Source organism: Marinobacter sp. NP-4(2019) (assembly GCF_003994855.1).
GTDB lineage: Bacteria > Pseudomonadota > Gammaproteobacteria > Pseudomonadales > Oleiphilaceae > Marinobacter.
In genome coordinates this window covers 1,094,749-1,115,990 of sequence record NZ_CP034142.1, presented here as the reverse complement: position 1 = coordinate 1,115,990, position 21,242 = coordinate 1,094,749, and the positions used below count along the sequence as shown (strand labels likewise).

Sequence of the window (21,242 nt, the reverse complement as noted above, 5' to 3'; positions counted from 1 at the left end):
GAACGGGGTATGTCGCCGGCAGCCTACCATAGCTCCCCACCCGTCCGATTCCATACAGATCACAGTTTCGCACTACAGGTCGGATTCCTGTTCTGAGGTCAAGACCGGCACCTCACCGAACTCACGAATGAAGATACCCCAGAACGCCATGAAAAGCGCAGCAACCAGAGGCCCCATCACGAATCCATTAATGCCAAACATGACGATGCCCCCCAGCGTTGACAGCAAGACAATATAGTCCGGAAGTTTGGTGTCACGGCCAACCAGAATGGGGCGCAAGACGTTATCGGCAAGGCCGATCACGATCGCACCAAAGGCCGTCAGCACGATGGCGGCAACAACATCGCCGGCGGCGAACAGATAGATCGCAACCGGCACCCAGACCAGAGACGCGCCAATCGCGGGAATGAGAGACACGATTGCCATCACCACACCCCATAACAGCGCCCCGGTAATCCCCAGTATCCAGAAGATCAGCCCGCCAAGGGCACCCTGGATGATAGCGATCAGCAGATTTCCTTTTACGGTTGCCCGGGTGACCTCGGCAAACTTGGCAAACAGCAGGCGTTCGCGCTCATCCCCCAGGGGCAAGGCACGAATCATCAGCTCCACCAGCTTGTTCCCGTCCCGTATCAGGAAAAAAGCGAGATACACCATCAACGCCAGCCCCAGGAAGAACTGAAAAGTATTCTGTCCAAACCCGAGCGCTTGCCTGGCCAGGAACTGACTGCCCCCCAGGAAGGCACTGACAGCACGGTCCCGGAGCTCGCTGAAGTCAATATCGAACTGGGCGAGGAAAGCTTCTATCGCCGGAAATGACTGGTTAACCTTATCAATGTATTCCCCCGGCTGGATCTCACCACTCTGTATTTTCTGATACAGCCCCAGCCCTTCCGCAATCAGGGAGGTCACCAGAATAATGACCGGTATCACCACAATCACCATGCAGATCGTCAGTGTAAGCAAGGCAACAACGTTGGGACGATCTCCCAGCCGACGCGACAGCGCCTCCCTTACCGGGTAAAAAATAAGGGCAATGGCTACGGACCAGAAAATGGGCCCAAAGAACGGCTTCATCAGCAGAATGAATGCCAGGGAGACACCCACCAGCATGGCCAGAAAAGTCCGTGTTTCCAGTTTTTCGTACATCGATTGAGTCTCTCCCATGCTGTTCCCGAAAACTGAGCCATAGCCTAACACGGCCCGTGGCCAGTGCAGGCTTTTTCAGGGTATAGTGGTTGGTTATTGATCAGTAATAAAACAGGTCAGCCCTTGGATCACGAAGAGTTCACTACCGAAACCGCACTCGATGCAGCCACCGCCCTGCACAAGGTACTGGCAGCCAGGACACACCGCAAAAAGGTCATGGGGCAGGACGTCTGGGTGCCCGGTCAACTGGGCGAGGCTTTGCAGCTCCCGCGCATCATCCGCCGCCTGCAAAGCAAACAGCAAAAGCAGCGGGATCAAGGCCTGGACGAATTTCAGGAACTGTGGCCAACCTTGTCCCCGGCCACCCGGAAGAAGGTTCTGGACCGAATCGGCTGGTACAACCCGAAAGAGCTGAACTGGGACGACAAACGCTCCAACCGTCGCCCTGTTCCAGATGCCAATAACTGAATACACCGTCTAAAATGAACATCAAGGGGTTTGTATACGTACTTCTCCTCCGTTACGCAGGGTGCCCAGGTCTTTGAAATGTCACATTGGGCCCTTATGTTGGAGATAATGAGGAGGTCTAAAATGAGTAAACAAGAGCATTATCGCGCCGTAGCGGCAAAAGGAAGTGCCGTTCCGACACTGCTGTGCGGACACTGCCATTCCACATTGCCCCGTGCCCGGATTTTCCGTAACGAAGATGAACGCTTCCAGGATTTTCACTGCCAGACTATTGGCCTTTGCTCCGCCGACGATTGCGGTGCCGTCAACTGCTGTGACGACGCTCTGACGGCGTTCGACAATCCTGAAACGCTGTTCGGTCTGGCGTCCTGATTCAATCCGGCAACGCACTGTTACCTAAACCAAACACACAAATTTTCCATCTGCTTTATCCTGACTGAAGTGAAGGCTGCGACCATTACAGCCACGCAACCACTCAGTCAGGACAGTCGATGGCATGCGTATTCTGAGAACCGATGAGGCCCGCTTCCGGGACCTCCCGGACTACCCTTTTGCACCTCATTACCTGGACGTGGAGCCAGGCCTGAGAATGCATTTCGTTGATGAAGGACCAGCAACCGCCTCGCCTGTGGTGATGCTTCATGGTGAGCCGTCATGGTCGTACCTCTACCGCCACATGATCCCGATTGTGGCTGCCGCAGGACACCGGGTTCTCGCCCCTGACCTGATCGGTTTCGGCAAGTCCGACAAACCCGCCAACGTCGCCGATTACAGTTACCAACGCCATATTGACTGGCTAACCCGTTGGCTGGAGTCTCTCGAGCTGACCAACATCACGCTGGTGTGCCAGAACTGGGGCTCACTGTTGGGACTGCGCCTGGCAGCGGAAAACCCGCATCTTTTTCAACGAATCATCGTTGGTAACGGCATGCTGCCCACGGGAGAGACCCGCATCCCCCCGGTCTTTACGCTGTGGAAAGCCTTTGCCACCCACAGCCCTTGGTTTCCGGTAGGGCGCATCGTGCAACTGGGAACGGAACGCACCCTCAGCCGGGCTGAACTGGCTGCGTACGAGGCACCGTTTCCCGGTTCCGAGTTCAAAGCCGGGGCCCGGGCATTTCCCAAACTGGTGCCGGTCTCGCCGGATGATCCGGCCAGCGAACCCAACAAGGCGGCGTGGAAAGTCCTGGAGAAATGGAGAAAGCCCTTCATTACCTGCTTTAGCAGTGGCGACCCCATCACCCGTGGTGGGGACCGGTATATGCAGCGACGCATCCCTGGAGCCTATGGCCAGCCCCACATGACCCTTCGGGGTGGTCATTTCCTGCAGGAAGACTCGCCGGAAGACTTTGCCCGCATCATTAACGATGCGTTGAAATCGGTGCAGGCGGCCTAGAAAGCCGCCAGCTCCAGCAAGACGCTCAGCCGAATACTGTGACCGTCTGACGGCTCAGGGCCACCAGCTCTCCCCTGCTGGTCCAGATGCCTGCCTGGGTATGTCCGTAACCTGCACCGGCCTGATCGATCGTCGCCTTGTATAGCAGCCAGTCTCCCGGTGCCATTGCGGGTCGTGGGTGTATGATGTCCAGAGCCCAGCTCAGCGAACTGGCCGGCACCCGTTCTTTCAGATGGGGTAGCACCGCCGGAGGCCAGGCATCAATCAGCGCAACAATATGAGCATCGGAGATTTCCTCCGGCTGCTCCCGGAACTGCATCCAGCCACCCATCTCACGGCCACCCTTGCCACTGAACGGAAAAGAACCGAAGGCCCAACGCATTTCGATATGCTGGGTGAACTCCGGCGTCATATCCTTGATATAGGGCAACCCCTGGCACTCTTCCACTGGTGTTGCATCCGGTGCCGGCAACGGGTTAACGGACACCGCCGATTCCCGATCGCCGCCGAAGCTGGCAAGGCACACCAGCCTGGTCTCACCCTCTTGCAGGATTCTGCCCTGAACCTGGCTGACGGCTTTGCCCTCGCGCAGAATTTGCGCATCAATCTCGACCGGCACCCCCGGCGTGACCGGCCCGACAAAAGATACTTGCAGGGATCGCATGGCGCGACCGGGTGCCACGACTTTTTCCATTTTGTCGAACACCAACGCCGCGATAATACCGCCGAATGTGGCACGCCCCTGCGCCCAGTCAGGCGTAAACACCAGCTCCTCTCCGGCCCTGCCGGCCGCCAGCACGTCATCAAAATTCATGAGTCATTCCTGTTAGCTTGCTATCTGAAAAATCAAAGACTGCCCAATAAAATCCGGTAGCGCAATGGGTCGCACCGGCAACTACCTACGACCCGTCAGGTATTTTGCGTATTAAAGCAACCACAAACGGGCTATAATGCGACCACATCATGCATTGCCCCGCAATGCTTTACCCTCCGAATTCCGAGTACATTAATGTCAGAATTGTCTTTTGCCGAACTTGGTCTGGATTCAGCCGTTCTCGACGCTGTCACCGCCGTCGGTTATGAAACCCCGTCTCCCATCCAGGCCCAGGCCATTCCTGCCCTGCTTGCCGGCAACCACCTTCTGGGCGTTGCCCAGACCGGTACCGGTAAAACGGCGGCGTTTGCCCTGCCCCTGCTGAGTCGGATTGACGCTTCCGTGAGTGAGCCACAGATCCTGGTACTGGCCCCCACACGGGAGCTGGCGATTCAGGTGGCGGAAGCCTTCACCACCTACGCCAGCAAATTCAGCCGCTTTCATGTGCTGCCGATCTATGGCGGCCAGGACTTCTATCCACAGCTGAAGGCCCTCAAGCGCGGTGCCCAGGTTATCGTAGGCACTCCGGGTCGCATGCTGGATCACCTGCGCCGAGGCACCCTGAAGCTGGACAGCCTGAAAGCGCTGGTGCTGGATGAAGCCGACGAGATGCTTCGCATGGGCTTCATCGACGACGTCGAGGCAATTCTCGCCAAGACGCCAGAGAACTGCCAGCGTGCGCTGTTCTCAGCCACCATGCCGCCGCAGATCAAAAAAGTCGCCCAGACCTACCTGCGTAACGCGACCGAGGTCAGAATCGAGAGCGAAACCCGCACGGTCGAGCGGATTTCCCAGTTCGTGCTGCCGGTCTACGCCGAACGCAAACTGGACGCCCTGACCCGCATCCTTGAGGTGGAGCCTTTCGACGCCTCGATCATTTTCGTGCGCACCAAGGCGGAAACCACACTGCTGGCCGAGAAGCTGTCTGCCCGTGGGCACGCGGTAGCTCCCCTGAACGGTGACCTGAATCAGCGTCAGCGCGAACAGACGGTTGAAGATCTCAAGCGCGGCAAGAAAGACATCATCGTGGCCACGGATGTGGCGGCCCGGGGCCTGGACGTGCCGCGGATTACCCACGTTATCAACTACGATGTCCCCTACGATACCGAAGCCTATATCCACCGGGTTGGTCGTACTGGCCGCGCCGGTCGTGAAGGCAAGGCGATCCTGCTGGTGACCCCGAGGGAGCGCAGTTGGCTACGTACCCTTGAGCGTGCAACCAACTCGCCGATGGAAGCTTATGAGCTGCCTTCACCCACGGATTTGAAGAAGATGCGTGAGCAGCAGTTCGAGGCGCAGTTGTTGGGTTTTGCCGAGGACCGCAAGCTGGCAAAGTCGATGGCGCTGCTGGACGAAATCGCCGAGCGCAATGATATGGATATGGCGATGGTGGCCGGTGCCCTGGCGTGCTGGATGGAAGCGTCCCAGCCGGGCTCCATGCCTCTGGAACAGCCGGAAGCCCTACCGGTGGTGTCTGCAACACCGCCACGCCGGGATCGCAAGGGCGGTCGTCCGGGCGATGGCCGCAAGGGTGGCAAGCCCGGGTTCAAGCCGGGCTTCAAGAAGGGACCAAAAGGTCGCGGCGGCCCCGGCCCCAAGGGCAAGCCTCCTGGCAAGGGCGGCAAGCCCGCTAGTAAGCGCCCGGCCCGTCAGGCCGACGCCAAGCGCTGATAGACGACGAAACTGTAGTCGTAAGGGTTGTTGTCGGACGCGGAGAAATCCTCCCGTCCGATTTCTTCCCACTCATCCCAATTCACTTCCGGAAAGAATGCGTCTCCCTCGACTTCTGCGTGCACTTGGGTGATGTAGATCCGATCCACCATCGGCAGGGCTTCGGCGTAGATCTGCCCGCCCCCGATAATCATCACTTCGTCCCCACCCTCGATTTCTGCCTGAGCCTCGGCTTTGACCAGTGCTTCGTCCAGTGACTTTGCCGCTACGGTTCCGGCAGGTGCTTCCCATTCCGGGTTCCTGGAAATAACCACGTTCATCCGCCCGGGCAATGGCCGGCCGATAGACTCCCAGGTTTTCCGCCCCATGATAATGGGTTTCCCCATGGTGGCCTGCTTGAAGTACCGCAGGTCACCGGGCAGGTACCACGGCAGCTTGTTGTTACGGCCGATGACCCGATTGCGGGACATGGCGACTATCAGGGCTTTTCTCATGTTTTGTCCTCTTGGTTCTCAGGTCCTGGCTTTAAACTTTGGGGGCTGCGAGAGGGCGGGAAACAGTCTCCAAAAAGCGCCTCAAGACGTCCGTGTGCGGCTTCGGCTCCGCCATCCATGGCTCCGCAGATTTTTGAACACCCCTTCCCCCCCTCTTGCGACTCGACAATGGAGTCAGCCCGCTCGAACTGATTACTGAAGCACTCGTTAACTCAAACCGGAGTAAGCCATCCCAACCGTGACCGAATCTTCTTGAACAGCCAGCTCTGTCGTCAGATCGCAGGGTAGCGGGTGGGGCTTTCCGAAAATCTGCGGAGCCATGGATGGCGGAGCCGAAGCCGCGCATGGATGCCTTGAGGCGTTTTTCGGAAAGCCCCACCCGCTACCCTGCCGCCCCCAAAACAACAGGGCCGGTGCAAAAGCCCCGGTCAAATCGCGATGGGAGCCTTAATCACGGGGTAAGGGTCATACCCCTCAAACGAGAAGTCTTCCAGTTCATACCCGAAGATAGACTCCGGCTTCCGCTTGATCACCAGTTTAGGCAGAGCCCGAGGCTCACGCTTCAGCTGCTCGAACACGATGTCGTCGGTCAGGTGATTCTGGTACAGGTGGCAGTCACCGAAGGTATGCACAAATTCACCCACGTCCAGATCACATTGCTGGGCGATCATGTGGGTCAGCAAGGCGTAGGACGCAATGTTGAACGGCACGCCCAGGAACAGGTCGGCGCTGCGCTGGTAGAGCTGGCAGGAAAGCTTGCCGTCGGCGACGTAGAACTGGAACAGGCAGTGGCAAGGGGCCAGCGCCATGCGGCCTTGGCGGACGTTGTCCTGGGGGCCGATGGATTCGTCCGGGAGTTCCGCCGGGTTCCAGGCGGAGACGATCAGCCTGCGGGAGTTGGGTTTGTTGCGGATCTGGTCGATGACATCGCTGATCTGGTCAACGGTGCTGCCGTCCGGGCACTGCCAGCTGCGCCACTGTTTGCCGTAGATGGGGCCCAAATCGCCGTTTTCCAGGGCCCATTCGTTCCAGATGGAAACGTTACGCTCTTTCAGCCAGTTGTTGTCGGTGGAGCCCTTCAGGAACCACAGCAGTTCCTGGATGATGCTGCGCAGGTGGACTTTCTTGGTGGTGACCAGCGGGAAGCCCTGCTCCAGGTCAAACCGAATCTGTCGGCCAAAGACGGAGCGGGTGCCAACACCCGTACGGTCGCCACGGTCCAGACCGTTGTCCACCACGTCTTTCATCAGGTCGAGATAGGCTTTCATTCAATACCTCTGCGATATGCAATCAACATCAGGGCGGCGCCGGCGACGATCATCGGGAACGACAGCACTTGCCCCATGGTCAGCCAGTCAAAGGCCAGGTAGCCCAATTGCGGATCCGGCTGTCGTACGAATTCCACCAGGAACCGGAACACCCCGTAGCACACCAGGAACAGGCCTGACACTGCCATGCGTGGGCGGGGTTTGGCGGAGAACCACCAGAGGATGGCAAAGAACACCACCCCCTCCAGGGCAAACTGGTACAGCTGGGACGGGTGACGTGCCAAGGAGTCCGGCGCCTGGGGGAACACCATGCCCCAGGGAACGTCGGTTGGTTTGCCCCAGAGTTCGCCATTAATGAAGTTGCCGATACGGCCGGCACCGAGACCGATGGGCACCAATGGCGCGACGAAATCCGCCATGCGCCAGAAACCGGAACCCACCTTACGACCATACCACCACATGGCCAGCATCACGCCGAGCAGGCCACCGTGGAAGGACATGCCTCCTTCCCATACCCGCAGCAACCAGAGCGGGTCGGCGATGAAGGCATCGAAGTTGTAGAACACCACGTAACCGAAACGGCCGCCGAGAATGACCCCGAGGGCGATGTAGAACAGCAGGTCGCCCACCTGCTCTTCGTTCAGGGGCGACCAGGGTTTACGGGCCCGGATCCGGCCCAGCCACCAGCCGGCAATAAAACCGACCAGGTAGGTCAGTCCGTACCAGTGGATTTTCAGGGGCCCCAGGGAAATAGCCACGGGATCAAACTGCGGATGCTGCAGCATCAATAACCTCTCAGCTCAGAAGAAAGCGGATGCCGACCAGAATCAGCATGATGGCAAATATGCGTTTCAATAACCGGGCATTCAGACGGTGCGCGAGATTGGCCCCGACCCGGGCAAACAACACGCTGGTGAGGATAATACCCAAAAAAGCAGGCAGATAGATGAAACCGAAGCTCAATTCCGGCAACGCTGGCTTGTCCCACCCGGTCCAGATATTACCGACAGCACCGGCCACGGCGATTGGCAATCCGCAGGCCGCCGAGGTGCCCACCGCCTGCTGCATTTTTACATTGCACCAACTCAGGTATGGCACGGTCAGGGTTCCGCCACCAATACCGAAAATAGCCGAAGCCCAGCCGATGCCGCCGCCAGCCGCCCCAAGCCCTACGGCACCTGGTACGACCCGCCCCGGCTTCGGGTTCACCTCAAGGATCATCTTCACCCCGACCAGGATGACAAAAATACCGATCACCAGTTCCAGCGCAGACCCGCTTAGCAGGGAGGCCGTCCATGCACCCACCAGGGCACCAATGACAATCCCCCCGGTCATTGGCTTGAATATGTCCCAGCTTACAGCTCCATGCAGATGGTGAGAGCGAATGGAACTGAGGGAGGTGAACACGATGGTTGCCAGCGATGTGCCTACGGCCATATGCGCGGCGATTTCGGTGCTGATACCCTGCAACCCGAAACTGAAAATCAGCACAGGCACAATGACCAGACCGCCGCCTATGCCAAACAGCCCCGCCAGCGTCCCGGCAAAGGCGCCGAGCGCAAGGTAGAGGCCAAATACGCTTAACAGGGTCATAGCACAGCCACACGCAGTCAGGAAACAAGGCTGGTATGATACACACCGACGTCGCCGAGTTCATTATGAGAGCATCGATACCACCATGTGCCTGATCGCTTTTTCCCTGGGACAGCATCCCGATTACCCACTGGTGGTTGCCGCCAATCGCGATGAATTTTTCCGCAGGCCCACGGCTGCCATGGATTGGTGGCACGATGAAAACCAGCCACCTGTCCTGGCCGGCCGCGACCTGATGTCCGGCGGCACCTGGCTGGCGGTCAACCGGGAGGGTCAGGTCGCTGCTGTAACCAACGTTCGGGAAGGCAGTGCAGAACCCGGACGAGTCAGCCGGGGTGAGCTGCCACTACGAGCCCTGACACTGCCCGCCTCCGAGCTGGAGCAGCAACTGTCGCGACATCAGGACGACTATTCCGGGTTCAATCTGATTCATCTGGATGAGCAGTCCGGTTGGTATTTCAGTAATCGCGACGCCCACCCCGGACGTAAGGTCCATCGCGGCACCTATGGCCTCAGCAACCATTTGTTGCAGACGCCGTGGCCGAAACTCCTGAGGCTTCGTAATGCCATGTCACAGACCCTGACCGCAACGCCGGCGGATGCACCGGAACAACTCCATGATGCCCTGATCAAGCTGCTGCAGGACACCACCCCTGCTCCGGACCGGGACTTGCCCGATACCGGCGTCGGGCTTGAAACCGAGCGTTTCCTGTCGTCTCCCTTTATTGTGGGCAGTGACTACGGCACCCGTGCCACCACCATCGTGTCCGTCAGCCGCAGCGGGGAAATCCGGGTAACGGAACAGGGATGGAACCCCATGGGCGAAGCCGGCGAACGACGGCAGTTCTGCTGGCAGCGATAGCACTCAACCTTTGATATAATCCGCAAAACCCGCGAAGCAACCGGAGGGCCTACCATGGCCGGTGAACAAGGCGCAACATCCATCGCCGACTTTGAAAAATCCCTTGATGAGCTGGAAAAGCTGGTCCGCGATCTGGAACAGGGCGAGCTGTCCCTGGAGCAGTCACTGACAGCCTTTGAGCGAGGCGTCAAATTGACCCGCGAGTGTCAGCAAGCCCTGAAGACAGCAGAACAACGCGTTGAGCAACTGGTGCAGAACAATGACGGCACCCTGGAAACCCGCCCCTTCACACCGGATGAGTCCGCCTGATGACCGCACAGCCCCTGATTGCGGAAAGCTTTCTTGAAACCTCGCGGGCCCGGGTGGATGCCGCACTGGATAAACGCATCGAAGCCAACGGCCGGGCCTCCGCTCGTCTGCAGGAAGCCATGCGCTACAGCGTACTCGGTGGTGGCAAACGCATTCGCCCGGCGCTCTGCCTTGCGGCCGCCCGCGCCGTGGGCCAGGATTCAGAGCGGGCACTGGTGCCAGCGTGTACCCTGGAACTGATCCACGCCTATTCTCTGATCCATGACGACCTTCCCGCCATGGACAACGATGAATTGCGCAGAGGGCGCCCCACGGCTCACATCGCCTTCGACGAGGCGACCGCCATCCTTGCCGGTGACGCCCTGCAGGCGCTGGCCTTTGGTTGGCTGGCAGAAGCCCCTGAATTGAGCGATGCCACAAGACTGACCATGGTTCGGGAACTGGCCGCTGCCAGCGGACATCGGGGCATGGTCGGAGGCCAGGCCATTGATCTGGCCTCCGTGGGCAAAAAACTGAGCATTGGCGAACTGGAAAACATGCATCGCCACAAGACCGGCGCACTGATCGAGGCCAGCGTCCGCATCGGTGCCTTGACGGCGGACTCACTGTCGAATGAGCACCTCACCGCCCTGACGGGCTACGCCCGGGCACTCGGACTGGCATTCCAGGTCCAGGACGACCTGCTGGACATCGAGGGGGATACGTCCGTTATCGGAAAACCTCAGGGCTCCGACCTCGCCAAGGGCAAACCGACGTTCCCGGCCCTGCTTGGCAATAATGGCGCCAGGGAATTTCTGTCTCAGTTGCTCACGACCGCACTTGACCATCTGGCCGGTTTCGGTCCAGAAGCGGACCCGCTGAGAGCCATGGCGGATTATGTGGTCGCCCGGAGCCATTGATTGATCCGGGGCTGGAAGCGCACACTATCATTACCCCGTAGGTTGGATTAGCCACCGGCGTAATCCGACAACAACTGATTCGCCAAACAGATCGAGAAAGACCCTAACAGATGCAGGACACATATATTTTCAAGGAAATCCCGCCGCAGCGGCCCAACACGCCGCTCCTGGACAGGATTGATACTCCGGACCAGTTACGCGAACTGCCGGCAGAGCAGCTGACGCAACTGGCCCGCGAGTTGCGGGCGTTCCTGCTATGGTCCGTTGGTCAGAGCGGCGGCCATTTCGGCGCGGGGCTGGGCGTACTCGAACTGACCATCGCCCTGCACTATGTCTTTAACACCCCGGAGGACCGATTGGTCTGGGATGTGGGTCACCAGGCCTACCCCCACAAAATCCTGACCGGTCGCCGTGAGCAGATGGGCACCATTCGTCGCAAAGGCGGGCTTGCGGGTTTCCCAAAGCGCGCCGAGAGTGAATACGACACCTTTGGCGTGGGCCACTCCAGCACGTCAATCAGTGCCGCCCTGGGCATGGCCATGGCCGCCCGCATGCAGAACACCGGTCGCAAGAGCATCGCTGTAATCGGCGATGGGGCGATGACTGCGGGCATGGCGTTCGAAGCTCTGAACCACGCCGGTCACCTGCATGCCGATATGCTGGTCGTGCTGAACGACAACGACATGTCTATTTCCCGCAACGTAGGCGGGCTCTCCAACTACTTCGCCAAACTGCTCGCCAGCCGCACCTACAACCAGGTACGCGACAGCAGCAAGAAAGTTCTTCAGAGCGCCCCCAACCTGATGGCGCTGGCGAAAAAAACCGAAGAGCACTTCAAGGGCATGATTGCCCCCGGCACGCTGTTCGAGGAACTGGGTTTCAACTACATTGGCCCGATCGATGGGCATGACCTGCCGCTGCTGGTGGAAACCCTGGAGAACATTCGCGAGCTCGACGGCCCGCAGTTCCTTCACGTTGTCACCACCAAGGGTAAGGGCTTTGCTCCGGCCGAGGCTGACCCTATTGGCTATCACGCCATCAACAAGATTGAGCCGGTGCCCGCCAGCAAACCGGAACCGGTGAAGCCGAAGCCCGCCAAACCCAAGTACGCCAACGTATTCGGTCAGTGGCTGTGCGATGCGGCGGAACAGGATGAGCGGGTTGTCGGTATTACCCCGGCAATGTGCGAAGGATCAGACCTGCTGGCGTTCTCCAAGCGCTTCCCCGATCGCTACCACGATGTGGCCATTGCCGAACAACACTCGGTGACCCTGGCCGCCGGGCTGGCCTGTGATGGGGCCAAACCGGTGGTGGCCATCTATTCCACCTTCCTGCAACGGGCTTATGATCAGCTCATCCACGATGTTGCCATCCAGAACCTGGATGTGCTGTTTGCCATTGATCGTGCCGGACTGGTCGGCGAAGATGGACCGACCCATGCCGGGGCTTTCGACATCAGTTATCTGCGCTGCATTCCAAATATGGTGGTGATGACACCGTCCGATGAGAATGAAACCCGTCAACTGCTCCATACCGGACTGATGTTCGAAGGGCCGGCTGCAGTACGCTATCCCAGGGGAACCGGGCCCGGCGCGGAAATCATCAAGACTTTAGCGCCCCTGCCCATTGGCCGGGGCCGCGTGGTGAAAGAAGGAAGTGGCGTCGCCGTGCTTAACTTTGGCACCCTGCTGCCCCCTGCCCTGGAAGCCGCAGAGGCTCTGGGAGCAACCGTAGCGGATATGCGGTTCGTGAAGCCACTGGATGAGGAACTGATCCTGGCGCTGGCTGAACGCCACGACCTGCTGGTCACACTGGAAGAAAACACCATTGCCGGTGGCGCCGGCAGCGCTGTCACTGAATTCCTCAACGCCCGGGACGTCAGTCAGCCCGTGCTGCAGTTGGGTTTACCAGACACTTTCATCGACCATGGCAAACACGGGGAGTTGCTCAGTGACTGCGGACTGGATGCCGACGGTATCCGGCGTTCAATTGAAAGACGCCTGGAACGGCTACGCCACCAGACCCTGAAAGTGGTCAAGTAATCAACGGCCTGACCGGCGCGCTGTTATTAACAGGCGCTCCGGTTGGGCAAGTCAGCCATCATTCCTGCGGATCGTCGTCCTGGTGGGTCTCAAGCCAGTGCCCCAGCTTGCTTTGCTTGGTATCCAGATAGTGCTCGTTATGAGGATTGCGACCAACGTGCAGCGGAACCCGCTCAGTAATGTTGATACCGTAAGACGTCAAGGCATCCACCTTACGCGGATTATTGGTCATCAGCCGGAGACTCGCGATGCCCAGGTGCTCCAGCATATCCTTGCACATACTGTAGTCACGCAAGTCGGCCGCGAAGCCCAGCTTCTCATTGGCCTCTACCGTATCCGCCCCCTGATCCTGCAGGTGATAGGCGCGAATCTTGTTCAACAGGCCAATACCCCGCCCCTCCTGGCGCAGGTACATCAAAATTCCCCGACCCTCGCGGGCAATACTGCGTAACGCCTCTTCCAGTTGGTAACCGCAGTCACAGCGCATGCTGTAAAGCGCATCACCGGTCAGGCACTCGGAATGGGTACGGGCCAGCATCGGCTCGCTGCTGTTCAGATCACCCAATGTAAGGGCCACGTGCTCCTTTCCCGTGTCCGGCTCTTCGAAGCCGTGCATGTCGAAGACCCCGAACGGTGTAGGCAATCGGCAGGTCTGGATGTAACGAACAGCCACAGTCTTTCCTCGTGGTTCAATCAATCGAGCCGCGCATTCTATCACGTGGCTGCCCTCTTGGCGTAGTCTCTGCACCGTCGCCCTGTCAGACGGACAGGTTCAAGACAGTTCACGCGCCGGAGGGTGGCGCGGACCAGTGACCACTGCGACCGCCCTTCTTCTCCAGGAGGCGGACCTGGTCTATAACCATGCCGCGATCAACAGCCTTGCACATGTCATAGAGCGTCAGGGCGGCCACACTGGCGGCCGTCAGAGCCTCCATTTCGACACCCGTCTGGCCCGATAGTTTGCAGAACGTAGCAATATGAACGGATGCGCCATCCTCACCGGGCGTCAGCTCCACTTTTACCGACGTGAGATTCAGTGAATGACAAAGCGGGATCAGATCATGGGTCTTCTTGGCTGCCATGATGCCGGCAATGCGGGCAACCGCCAGCACATCCCCCTTCGGATGCTGCCCCTCCACAATCATTTCCAGAGTCTTGGGCGACATAGTTATCCTCGCCTCGGCCCGCGCTTCGCGCTCGGTCACGTCCTTGGCGGTTACGTCCACCATCCGGGCTTCGCCTTTCTCATCCAGGTGGGTCAGCTTGCTCACACTTTCTCCTGTGTCCGGTTATCCGGCGCTGCGACAGTTGGAATGAATACCAGAGTCTCTATGGTAACAGAAGCCGAGCTCCCGACGAGCTGACAACCGTCAGTTGCCTGGCCACCAAAGACTGATACCGGCAACACCTTGCGCACCGAGCCCGGCGGCAACGTCTCCGTCAGCTGGCGTAAGCCCGCCGAGGGCGTATACCGGCACGCAGGCGGAGGCTGTCAGTTGACGGAACACATCCCACCCCATAACCGGGGCGCCGGGATGAGAGGAGGTCGGCAACACCGGACCGAGCGTGACATAGTCCGCTCCAATGGCTTCGGCGTGGGCAATCTCGATCTCATTGTGGCAGGAAACACCTAGCCATTTGCCCGCCGGAACAGGACGACGACGGCACTCACTGGCTTCACGCCAAGGCAAGTGTACCCCTGCGGCCTCAGGCACCACCTCCAATCTGTCGGCGGCACCATGGAGGATGATCTCCACCCCCAAGTCACCACCCACAACCATCAGATCGCGGGCAACCGCCTGGTATTCGGCCTGGTTCAGCTCCGGAGCACGCACTATCACGAGCTCCGGTCGGGCCTTCTGTACACACGCCTGAAACTGACTCAGCATATCCTCAGGTGCATGGAACTCCCCGGTAATCGCCAGCCAGGACGGCAATTTGATCGCGCGAATTATCGGTCGGTTGGCTGCGGGGAACTCGTTATCCCTCAGTTGACTGACCGGCAACCACTGGATCATCTGTCCTTCCCGCCCTTCTGCCTCGCCAACCGCAGCTTCGGTGCGCCAGACATCAAGAAAGACCCGCTTGTCACCATAATCGTGGCGAATACCAATCACCGGGCTCAGGGACGCCATTGAGATCCGGAGGCCGGTCTCTTCCCGGATTTCCCGTACCAGCGCCTGCTGCACGGTTTCGCCAGGCTCAACCTTGCCACCGGGGAATTCCAGCAATCCCCCTTGATGTACATGGTCCAGTCGGCGGGCAATCAATACCCGGCCATCGCGGATGATCACCGCGACAGCGACATGAATTTCAGTCAGGGCCATGGTTCAGGTACGGTACTCAGCATTGATGGTGACGTAATCGTGGGAGAAGTCGCAGGTCCAGACCCGCTCCAAGACCGTGCCCCGCTTAAGGTCGATGGCGATAGTGATTTCCTCGCGATTCATCACTGCCTGCCCGCGCTCTTCGGAATAATCATCGGCGCGCCCCCCATTGCGAACGAGACAGACATCCCCGAGGTGAATTTCCAGGGCATTGAGATCCAGCCCCTCTACTCCGGCACGACCTACCGCCGCAAGTATCCGCCCCCAGTTGGGGTCAGAGGCAAACAGCGCAGTCTTGACCAGCGGCGAATGGGCGACGGTGTAGGCAACGTCCAGGGCCTCCTGCTGACTTGCCGCCCGACTGACCTCTATGGTAACGAACTTGGTGGCACCCTCGCCGTCACGCACAATGGCGTGAGCCAAATCGAGATACACCCGCTGCAACGCCTCGCGCAGCTTGGGCAGCAACGGGCTGTCCGAGGTGATTTCGGGGCCACTGTACTGACCACTGGCAATCAACATACAGGCATCGTTGGTGGAGGTATCGCCATCGATGGTGATGCGGTTGAACGACTTCTCTCCTAGCTCAGAGGCCAGTGTGGCCAGCACATCCGGGGCAATCCGGGCATCGGTGGCAATAAAACCGAGCATGGTGGCCATATTGGGGCGAATCATGCCAGCTCCTTTGCTGATGCCGGAAATCGATACGGTATGCCCATCCAGATCCACTTGACAGGATGCCCCCTTGGGACGGGTGTCGGTGGTCATGATGCCGGAAGCGGCCTCTGCCCAGCGATTCTCCGCGGTATCCCCAACGACGGCAGGCAATGCGGAAACAATCTTTGCCACCGGCAGTGGCTCTCCGATGACTCCGGTAGAAAACGGCAGCACCTCTGTGGCATCTACCCCGGCCGCATCTGCTAATGCCTGGCAGCAGGCCCGCGCATCTTTCATGCCCTGTTCACCGGTGCCGGCGTTGGCATTCCCGGTATTGATCAAAAAATACCGTGGCGCGCCCTGAGCAAGATGCTGACGGCTCAGGGTCACCGGGGCGGCACAGAACTGATTTTGGGTAAATATACCAGCTACGCGGCTTTCCGGAGCCAGCTCAAAAACCACCAGGTCCTTACGCCCTGGCTTCTTGATGCCTGCACTGCCAATGCCAAGCCTGACACCGGGAATCGGGAAAAATTCGGGCAAGGTACCGGGACCTACCGCCATGTTGCCTCTCCTAAACGTAGTCAAAATCCGTCACTGTTTAACAAAAAACCCGCTACCTGACGGTCTCAGGTGCGGGTCATCTGGTTCACTGCAATGTTACCGGGTGCTAGCTGACCTTACCGCAACACTGCTTGTACTTCTTGCCAGACCCGCAGGGACAAGGCTCATTCCGGCCCACCTTGCGCTCTTGTCGAACGAAGGTTTCCGGTGTTGCCTGCTGGTTACGGCCCTGATCGTCTTCGCCCTGCTTCTGAGCAGTGGCGCTGGTTTCGTCGTGCCTCAGCTTGGCCCGGGCCAGTTCCTGCTCCAGTTCCTGCTTGCGTCGGCGCTCAACCTCTTCCATCTCTTCACGACTCTGGACACGCACGTGGCACAGTACCCGGGTCACATCGCGCTTCATGGTCTCAAGCATGGTCTCGAACAGATTGAAGGCCTCACGCTTGTATTCCTGCTTCGGGTTCTTCTGGGCATAGCCACGCAGATGGATACCGCGACGCAGATGGTCCATGTTCGAAAGATGCTCTTTCCAGAGCGTATCCAGCACCTGCAGGAAGACTTGTTTCTCGAACTTGCGCATGGACTCGGAACCGGCCACCTCTTCCTTGGCCTTGTATTCACTCACAATGGCATCAAGAATCTTTTGGCGCAGGTTCTCTTCATACAGCTTGCTGTCTTCGTCCAGCCACTTCTGAATCGGCAGGTCGATGGCCATTTCCGACTGCAACTGCGACTCAAGGCCGGCCACATCCCACTGCTCCGGCATGCTCTGCGGCGGAATAAATTCACTGACCAACGCATCCACAACGTCTTCGCGGATGGTGTTGATCATGTCGGAAACGTCGTCCGAAGACATGACTTCGTTACGTTGTTCATAAATGACCGTACGCTGGTCATTGGCAACGTCATCGTACTCCAGCAGGGTTTTCCGCATGTCGAAGTTGCGGCCCTCTACCTTGCGCTGGGATTTTTCGATCGCATTGGTCACCATCCGATGTTCGATGGCCTCGCCCTTTTTCATCCCCATGGCCTGCATCAGGCTCTTGACCCGATCCGGCGCAAAGATACGCATCAGGTTGTCTTCCAGGGACAGGAAGAAGCGGGAGGAGCCCGGATCACCCTGACGACCGGCACGGCCGCGAAGCTGGTTGTCAATACGACGGGATTCGTGGCGTTCGGTACCAATGATATGGAGGCCGCCCGCGTCCAGCACCTGGTTATGGCGCTCAGTCCATTCTGCCTTGATGCGGGCCACTTCTTCCTCGGTCGGGTTATCCAGACCAGCGACTTCGAATTCCCAGTTACCACCCAGGACGATATCCGTACCACGACCGGCCATGTTGGTGGCAATGGTCACCGCACCCGGGCGACCAGCCTGGGCAATAATCTGGGCTTCACTCTCATGCTGTTTGGCGTTGAGAATCTTGTGATCAATGCGTGCCTTCTTGAGCAGCATGGACAACAACTCGGACGCTTCGATCGACGCGGTGCCCACCAGAATGGGGCGACCTTCCGACGTCACGTCCTTGATCTCATCAATGATCGCGTGGAATTTCTCCTCCTGCGTCAGGTAGATCAGGTCATTGTAGTCAACGCGCTGGATCGGCTTGTTGGGCGGGATAACCACCACGTCCAGGCCATAAATCTGGCGGAATTCAAAAGCTTCGGTATCAGCGGTACCGGTCATACCGGCAAGTTTTTCATACAGCCGGAAATAGTTCTGGAACGTGGTTGAGGCCAGGGTCTGGCTCTCAGCCTGGATACGCACCCCTTCCTTGGCTTCGATCGCCTGATGCAGGCCCTCGCTCCAGCGGCGGCCCGGCATGGTACGGCCGGTGTGCTCGTCCACGATGACCACCTGATCACCCTGGACGATGTAGTCGACATCTTTCTGGAACAGATGATGGGCGCGCAGAGCAGAGTGCACGTGATGCAGAAGACTCAGATTGGCGGCGGAATAGAGGCTTTCACCTTCTTTCAGAAGGCCACGCTCGAGCAGGAGCTCCTCGACCCTTTCGTGGCCGGCTTCCGTAAGTTCGACCTGACGGGACTTCTCATCAATCGTGAAGTCACCGCTTGGCTCCCCTTCCTCACTCTCTTCCCCTTTTTCCAGGTTCGGGATCAGCGTGTTGATCGCCTGATAGAGCCGGGAACTGTCCTCAGCGGCACCCGAGATGATCAGCGGAGTACGCGCCTCGTCGATCAGGATGGAATCCACCTCATCCACGATCGCATAGTGGAGACCGCGCTGGACCTTGTCCTCGGTGCTGAACGCCATGTTGTCGCGCAGGTAGTCAAAACCGAATTCGTTGTTGGTACCGTAGGTGATATCCGCCTGGTAGGCCGCGCGCTTTTCTTCCGGCGCCTGCCCGGCAACAACAACCCCGACCTGAAGGCCAAGGAAGCGGTACAGTTTGCCCATCCACTCCGCATCCCGGCGGGCCAGATAATCATTCACCGTGACCACATGAACCCCCTTGCCCGGGAGCGAGTTCAGGTACACGGAGGCGGTGGCCACCAGAGTCTTACCTTCACCGGTTTTCATTTCGGCGATATGGCCTTCGTGCAGGGTAATACCACCAATCAACTGGACATCGTAGTGACGCATGCCCATGACTCGGCGGCTGGCTTCCCGAACGGTAGCAAAGGCTTCCGGCAGTAGGGCATCAAGCTTCTCACCCTCATCAAGACGGCGACGGAATTCAGCGGTCTTGCCTTGCAACTCGGTATCGGACAAACGGCCAAACTGCTCCTCAAGCTCATTAACGCGCATGACTGTCTTGCGCATTCTCTTGATTTCTCTGGCGTTTTTACTGCCGAACATCTTCGTTGCAAGCTTTGTGAACATAGGCCAATGCTTCTTTGATTAATCGGAGGAAGCCGGCATTCTAACCTTATTTGCCGACAGTACAAAAGGCAGGGCTCACACCGGTGCGAATCGCACCCGTGAGACCGCCCTGTCCGGGAAAACGCCCTGATATTACGGAAGTGGAGCTGAAAGCGAAAGGCACGGAGCCACAGACTGGCCCCGATGTGTAAAATCAGCGACTGGCGCGCTGAATATAGGTTTCCGGATTTTCGGATTTGCCGTTACGGATAACTTCAAAGTGCACATGGGGACCGGTCGAGCGCCCCGTACTGCCCATTAACGCAACCACCTGCCCCTTCTGCACGACATCACCCACATCAACCTTGATGGACTTGGCATGGGCATAGCGGGTAACCAGGCCATCGCCGTGATCAACCTCCACCAGGTTGCCATACCCATAGCGCTCGTCGGCGTAGGTCACGACACCACCTGCGACCGCAATGATATCGCTGCCATCCTTACCGGCCAGATCAACCCCGGAGTGCCAGGTGCGCTTACCGGTGAAGGGGTCCGAACGGTACCCGTAACGGGAAGACAACCAGCCCCAGGTTATCGGGCGACCTTCTACAAACAGTTCATCTTCAAGTTTCTTGCGGGACGCCACCTGATCCAGCAAACGAAGCTGCTGCTCCCGATCATCAATAAGGCGCGACAGCTGGTCAATCATGCTGGTGAGTTCCGGGGCGGTATAGGAATCGGCGGAAAGCGCCTCACCTTCTTCCGGGCCACCCACTGCGGCCGGCTGATCAAAGTCAAACTCATCACTGGCAACCAGGCCGGACTCCACAAACCGCTGCCCCAGGGCATCCAGCCGCAGCAAACGGCCCTGCATTTCACCCAGCCGCAAGGTCAGCGCATCAATCTGCTGCTGAACATTGTGTTCTATCTGGGCGAGTTCTGTTTTCTGGTGCTTGAGCTTGGCTTGCCATTCGACCACCAGCTCCGAAGGTGAAGGCTTTGCTGCTTCCGCCTGACTGACAGCAACCCGGTAACCGGACCAGCCCGCCAATGCCAACAAAGCAAGAACAACCAACACCAGACCGGCGGCCACCGGGGCATTTACTGCGACCACTCTTGATCTTCCGTGGTGCTTGCCAACGAAAATTATATTCATATCGTCTTCTGGTTTCATAGAAGAGCCGCAACCTGATCCTGTAGTGTTGCGCCTCAGACGTTTGGCCAGGCCCGCTATCCTTAGCAACAACTACGCGTTGAAATACTCGCAGCCGCCCGTGGACATATACACATAAGACAATGTAAAAGGAGTGTAATACAGGCACTGCTTGCAAACCGTGCCGAAGTGTAACCAATCGTAACCGGAGTCGTCGAGAAAAACTGCGGCCATGAAGAAAATGAAATCTGACACAAAGATAACCCCGGACACCTTCCGCAGGGCCCCTGTACTGCGCGAACTGATGAACAAGGCCGAGCTTCATCAGCAAGCGGAAGCGGTGGTATTGGGGACACTACCCAGGCATTTGGCGACCGGTACACGCTTCGTCAGTTGCCAGGAAGGCGAACTGGTACTGTCGACCGAAACCGCCGGGACGGCGAGCCAACTCCGTTTTCGCCAACACGAAATCATGGAGCGACTCCGAAAGGAAGAGCTGTTCCGTTTCGTATGGAAACTGAAAGTGAAGGTCGCGCCACCGCGCTTCAGCGAAAAGCCGAAAGTGGAGAAAACGCCCCTCAGTAAAGAAAATGCCCGACTCCTTAGGGAAGAAGCCGGGCACACGAAGGACAAACAATTACGCGAGGTTCTCGAAAAACTCGCAAGCCACGTCCGGGATTAAAGCCTCCCGC

At 58.5% G+C, this 21,242-nt stretch carries 21 protein-coding genes; 9 read left to right on the top strand and 12 right to left on the bottom strand.

Features of this window, described 5'->3' with window-relative positions:
* Positions 1–72: 72 nt before the first annotated feature.
* Positions 73–1,149 carry an AI-2E family transporter gene (locus EHN06_RS05040; RefSeq protein ID WP_127330737.1) on the bottom strand — a complete coding sequence of 359 codons (1,077 nt, stop codon included), beginning with the start codon at positions 1,147–1,149 and terminating at the stop codon, positions 73–75.
* 123 nt (positions 1,150–1,272) lie between these two features.
* Here EHN06_RS05040 and EHN06_RS05035 point away from each other — a divergent pair, with 123 nt between their 5' ends.
* The 3 genes from EHN06_RS05035 (at position 1,273) to EHN06_RS05025 (ending at position 3,013) form a co-directional block, all read left to right on the top strand.
* Positions 1,273–1,617 carry a hypothetical protein gene (locus tag EHN06_RS05035; RefSeq protein WP_127330735.1) on the top strand — a complete coding sequence of 115 codons (345 nt, stop codon included), beginning with the start codon at positions 1,273–1,275 and terminating at the stop codon, positions 1,615–1,617.
* A gap of 123 nt (positions 1,618–1,740) precedes the next feature.
* Positions 1,741–1,989, top strand: a complete 249-nt coding sequence (locus tag EHN06_RS05030; RefSeq protein WP_127330733.1) for a hypothetical protein — start codon at positions 1,741–1,743, stop codon at positions 1,987–1,989.
* 124 nt (positions 1,990–2,113) lie between these two features.
* A complete protein-coding gene (locus EHN06_RS05025; protein WP_127330731.1) occupies positions 2,114–3,013 on the top strand; it encodes a haloalkane dehalogenase in 900 nt (299 codons plus the stop codon).
* A gap of 25 nt (positions 3,014–3,038) precedes the next feature.
* Here EHN06_RS05025 and EHN06_RS05020 read toward each other — a convergent pair whose 3' ends face one another.
* Positions 3,039–3,827: an acyl-CoA thioesterase gene (locus EHN06_RS05020; protein ID WP_127330729.1), complete on the bottom strand. Its 789-nt coding sequence runs from the start codon at positions 3,825–3,827 to the stop codon at positions 3,039–3,041.
* A gap of 195 nt (positions 3,828–4,022) precedes the next feature.
* On the opposite strand from EHN06_RS05020, the gene EHN06_RS05015 reads away from it, so the two are divergent.
* Positions 4,023–5,558 carry a DEAD/DEAH box helicase gene (locus EHN06_RS05015; protein ID WP_127330726.1) on the top strand — a complete coding sequence of 512 codons (1,536 nt, stop codon included), beginning with the start codon at positions 4,023–4,025 and terminating at the stop codon, positions 5,556–5,558.
* On the opposite strand, the gene EHN06_RS05010 is transcribed toward EHN06_RS05015, so the two are convergent.
* The 4 genes from EHN06_RS05010 to EHN06_RS04995 all read right to left on the bottom strand — a co-directional run bounded on the left by EHN06_RS05010 (position 5,537) and on the right by EHN06_RS04995 (position 8,913).
* Positions 5,537–6,052, bottom strand: coding sequence for a dihydrofolate reductase (locus tag EHN06_RS05010; protein WP_127330724.1), 516 nt, complete (start codon positions 6,050–6,052; stop codon positions 5,537–5,539). The two genes, EHN06_RS05015 and EHN06_RS05010, sit on opposite strands and share 22 nt — an antisense overlap.
* A 428-nt stretch (positions 6,053–6,480) precedes the next feature.
* The gene (locus tag EHN06_RS05005; RefSeq protein WP_127330722.1) at positions 6,481–7,320 is read right to left on the bottom strand and encodes a thymidylate synthase; all 840 of its coding nucleotides are present in this window, start codon (positions 7,318–7,320) and stop codon (positions 6,481–6,483) included.
* Entirely contained in the window at positions 7,317–8,105 is a 789-nt protein-coding gene (lgt, locus tag EHN06_RS05000) for a prolipoprotein diacylglyceryl transferase (protein WP_127330720.1), read from the bottom strand. Before lgt ends, EHN06_RS05005 begins: the two co-directional genes overlap by 4 nt.
* Before the next feature lie 10 nt (positions 8,106–8,115).
* Positions 8,116–8,913: a sulfite exporter TauE/SafE family protein gene (locus tag EHN06_RS04995; RefSeq protein WP_127330718.1), complete on the bottom strand. Its 798-nt coding sequence runs from the start codon at positions 8,911–8,913 to the stop codon at positions 8,116–8,118.
* An 85-nt stretch (positions 8,914–8,998) separates the two neighbouring features.
* Here EHN06_RS04995 and EHN06_RS04990 point away from each other — a divergent pair, with 85 nt between their 5' ends.
* The 4 genes from EHN06_RS04990 (at position 8,999) to dxs (ending at position 13,025) form a co-directional block, all read left to right on the top strand.
* A complete protein-coding gene (locus tag EHN06_RS04990) occupies positions 8,999–9,775 on the top strand; it encodes an NRDE family protein (protein WP_127330716.1) in 777 nt (258 codons plus the stop codon).
* Between the two features lie 54 nt (positions 9,776–9,829).
* Positions 9,830–10,084: an exodeoxyribonuclease VII small subunit gene (locus EHN06_RS04985; RefSeq protein WP_127330714.1), complete on the top strand. Its 255-nt coding sequence runs from the start codon at positions 9,830–9,832 to the stop codon at positions 10,082–10,084.
* Positions 10,084–10,983, top strand: a complete 900-nt coding sequence (locus EHN06_RS04980) for a polyprenyl synthetase family protein (RefSeq protein ID WP_127330712.1) — start codon at positions 10,084–10,086, stop codon at positions 10,981–10,983. Before EHN06_RS04985 ends, EHN06_RS04980 begins: the two co-directional genes overlap by 1 nt.
* 110 nt (positions 10,984–11,093) lie before the next feature.
* Positions 11,094–13,025: a 1-deoxy-D-xylulose-5-phosphate synthase gene (gene dxs, locus EHN06_RS04975; RefSeq protein WP_127330710.1), complete on the top strand. Its 1,932-nt coding sequence runs from the start codon at positions 11,094–11,096 to the stop codon at positions 13,023–13,025.
* Positions 13,026–13,083: 58 nt separating this feature from the next.
* Here the strand turns inward: dxs and ribA are convergent, their stop codons facing one another.
* From ribA to EHN06_RS04945, 6 genes are all read right to left on the bottom strand, one after another.
* A complete protein-coding gene (ribA, locus tag EHN06_RS04970) occupies positions 13,084–13,698 on the bottom strand; it encodes a GTP cyclohydrolase II (RefSeq protein ID WP_127330708.1) in 615 nt (204 codons plus the stop codon).
* A gap of 109 nt (positions 13,699–13,807) precedes the next feature.
* On the bottom strand, positions 13,808–14,296 hold the full coding sequence (gene moaC, locus EHN06_RS04965; protein WP_127330706.1) for a cyclic pyranopterin monophosphate synthase MoaC: 489 nt from the start codon (positions 14,294–14,296) through the stop codon (positions 13,808–13,810).
* A 99-nt stretch (positions 14,297–14,395) separates the two neighbouring features.
* Positions 14,396–15,352, bottom strand: a complete 957-nt coding sequence (locus tag EHN06_RS04960; protein ID WP_127330704.1) for a Nudix family hydrolase — start codon at positions 15,350–15,352, stop codon at positions 14,396–14,398.
* A 3-nt stretch (positions 15,353–15,355) separates the two neighbouring features.
* The gene (gene argJ, locus EHN06_RS04955; RefSeq protein ID WP_127330702.1) at positions 15,356–16,573 is read right to left on the bottom strand and encodes a bifunctional glutamate N-acetyltransferase/amino-acid acetyltransferase ArgJ; all 1,218 of its coding nucleotides are present in this window, start codon (positions 16,571–16,573) and stop codon (positions 15,356–15,358) included.
* A gap of 106 nt (positions 16,574–16,679) precedes the next feature.
* Positions 16,680–19,418 (bottom strand): preprotein translocase subunit SecA, encoded by a 2,739-nt coding sequence (gene secA / locus EHN06_RS04950; RefSeq protein ID WP_127330700.1) that lies wholly within the window; start codon positions 19,416–19,418, stop codon positions 16,680–16,682.
* A gap of 193 nt (positions 19,419–19,611) precedes the next feature.
* A complete protein-coding gene (locus tag EHN06_RS04945) occupies positions 19,612–20,571 on the bottom strand; it encodes a M23 family metallopeptidase (protein ID WP_127330698.1) in 960 nt (319 codons plus the stop codon).
* Between the two features lie 220 nt (positions 20,572–20,791).
* On the opposite strand from EHN06_RS04945, the gene EHN06_RS04940 reads away from it, so the two are divergent.
* Positions 20,792–21,232 carry a DciA family protein gene (locus EHN06_RS04940; RefSeq protein WP_416332541.1) on the top strand — a complete coding sequence of 147 codons (441 nt, stop codon included), beginning with the start codon at positions 20,792–20,794 and terminating at the stop codon, positions 21,230–21,232.
* Positions 21,233–21,242 lie beyond the last annotated feature (10 nt).

Excerpts from the sequence above, each read along its gene's own strand:
- EHN06_RS05040 (WP_127330737.1), bottom strand. The coding sequence starts at position 1,149 with ATGTACGAAAAACTGGAAACACGGACTTTTCTGGCCATGCTGGTGGGT.
- EHN06_RS05030 (WP_127330733.1), top strand. The coding sequence starts at position 1,741 with ATGAGTAAACAAGAGCATTATCGCGCCGTAGCGGCAAAAGGAAGTGCC.
- EHN06_RS05025 (WP_127330731.1), top strand. The coding sequence starts at position 2,114 with ATGCGTATTCTGAGAACCGATGAGGCCCGCTTCCGGGACCTCCCGGAC.
- EHN06_RS05020 (WP_127330729.1), bottom strand. The coding sequence starts at position 3,827 with ATGAATTTTGATGACGTGCTGGCGGCCGGCAGGGCCGGAGAGGAGCTG.
- EHN06_RS05015 (WP_127330726.1), top strand. The coding sequence starts at position 4,023 with ATGTCAGAATTGTCTTTTGCCGAACTTGGTCTGGATTCAGCCGTTCTC.
- EHN06_RS05010 (WP_127330724.1), bottom strand. The coding sequence starts at position 6,052 with ATGAGAAAAGCCCTGATAGTCGCCATGTCCCGCAATCGGGTCATCGGC.
- EHN06_RS05005 (WP_127330722.1), bottom strand. The coding sequence starts at position 7,320 with ATGAAAGCCTATCTCGACCTGATGAAAGACGTGGTGGACAACGGTCTG.
- lgt (WP_127330720.1), bottom strand. The coding sequence starts at position 8,105 with ATGCTGCAGCATCCGCAGTTTGATCCCGTGGCTATTTCCCTGGGGCCC.
- EHN06_RS04995 (WP_127330718.1), bottom strand. The coding sequence starts at position 8,913 with ATGACCCTGTTAAGCGTATTTGGCCTCTACCTTGCGCTCGGCGCCTTT.
- EHN06_RS04990 (WP_127330716.1), top strand. The coding sequence starts at position 8,999 with ATGTGCCTGATCGCTTTTTCCCTGGGACAGCATCCCGATTACCCACTG.
- EHN06_RS04985 (WP_127330714.1), top strand. The coding sequence starts at position 9,830 with ATGGCCGGTGAACAAGGCGCAACATCCATCGCCGACTTTGAAAAATCC.
- EHN06_RS04980 (WP_127330712.1), top strand. The coding sequence starts at position 10,084 with ATGACCGCACAGCCCCTGATTGCGGAAAGCTTTCTTGAAACCTCGCGG.
- dxs (WP_127330710.1), top strand. The coding sequence starts at position 11,094 with ATGCAGGACACATATATTTTCAAGGAAATCCCGCCGCAGCGGCCCAAC.
- EHN06_RS04960 (WP_127330704.1), bottom strand. The coding sequence starts at position 15,352 with ATGGCCCTGACTGAAATTCATGTCGCTGTCGCGGTGATCATCCGCGAT.
- argJ (WP_127330702.1), bottom strand. The coding sequence starts at position 16,573 with ATGGCGGTAGGTCCCGGTACCTTGCCCGAATTTTTCCCGATTCCCGGT.
- secA (WP_127330700.1), bottom strand. The coding sequence starts at position 19,418 with ATGTTCACAAAGCTTGCAACGAAGATGTTCGGCAGTAAAAACGCCAGA.
- EHN06_RS04945 (WP_127330698.1), bottom strand. The coding sequence starts at position 20,571 with ATGAAACCAGAAGACGATATGAATATAATTTTCGTTGGCAAGCACCAC.
- EHN06_RS04940 (WP_416332541.1), top strand. The coding sequence starts at position 20,792 with ATGAAATCTGACACAAAGATAACCCCGGACACCTTCCGCAGGGCCCCT.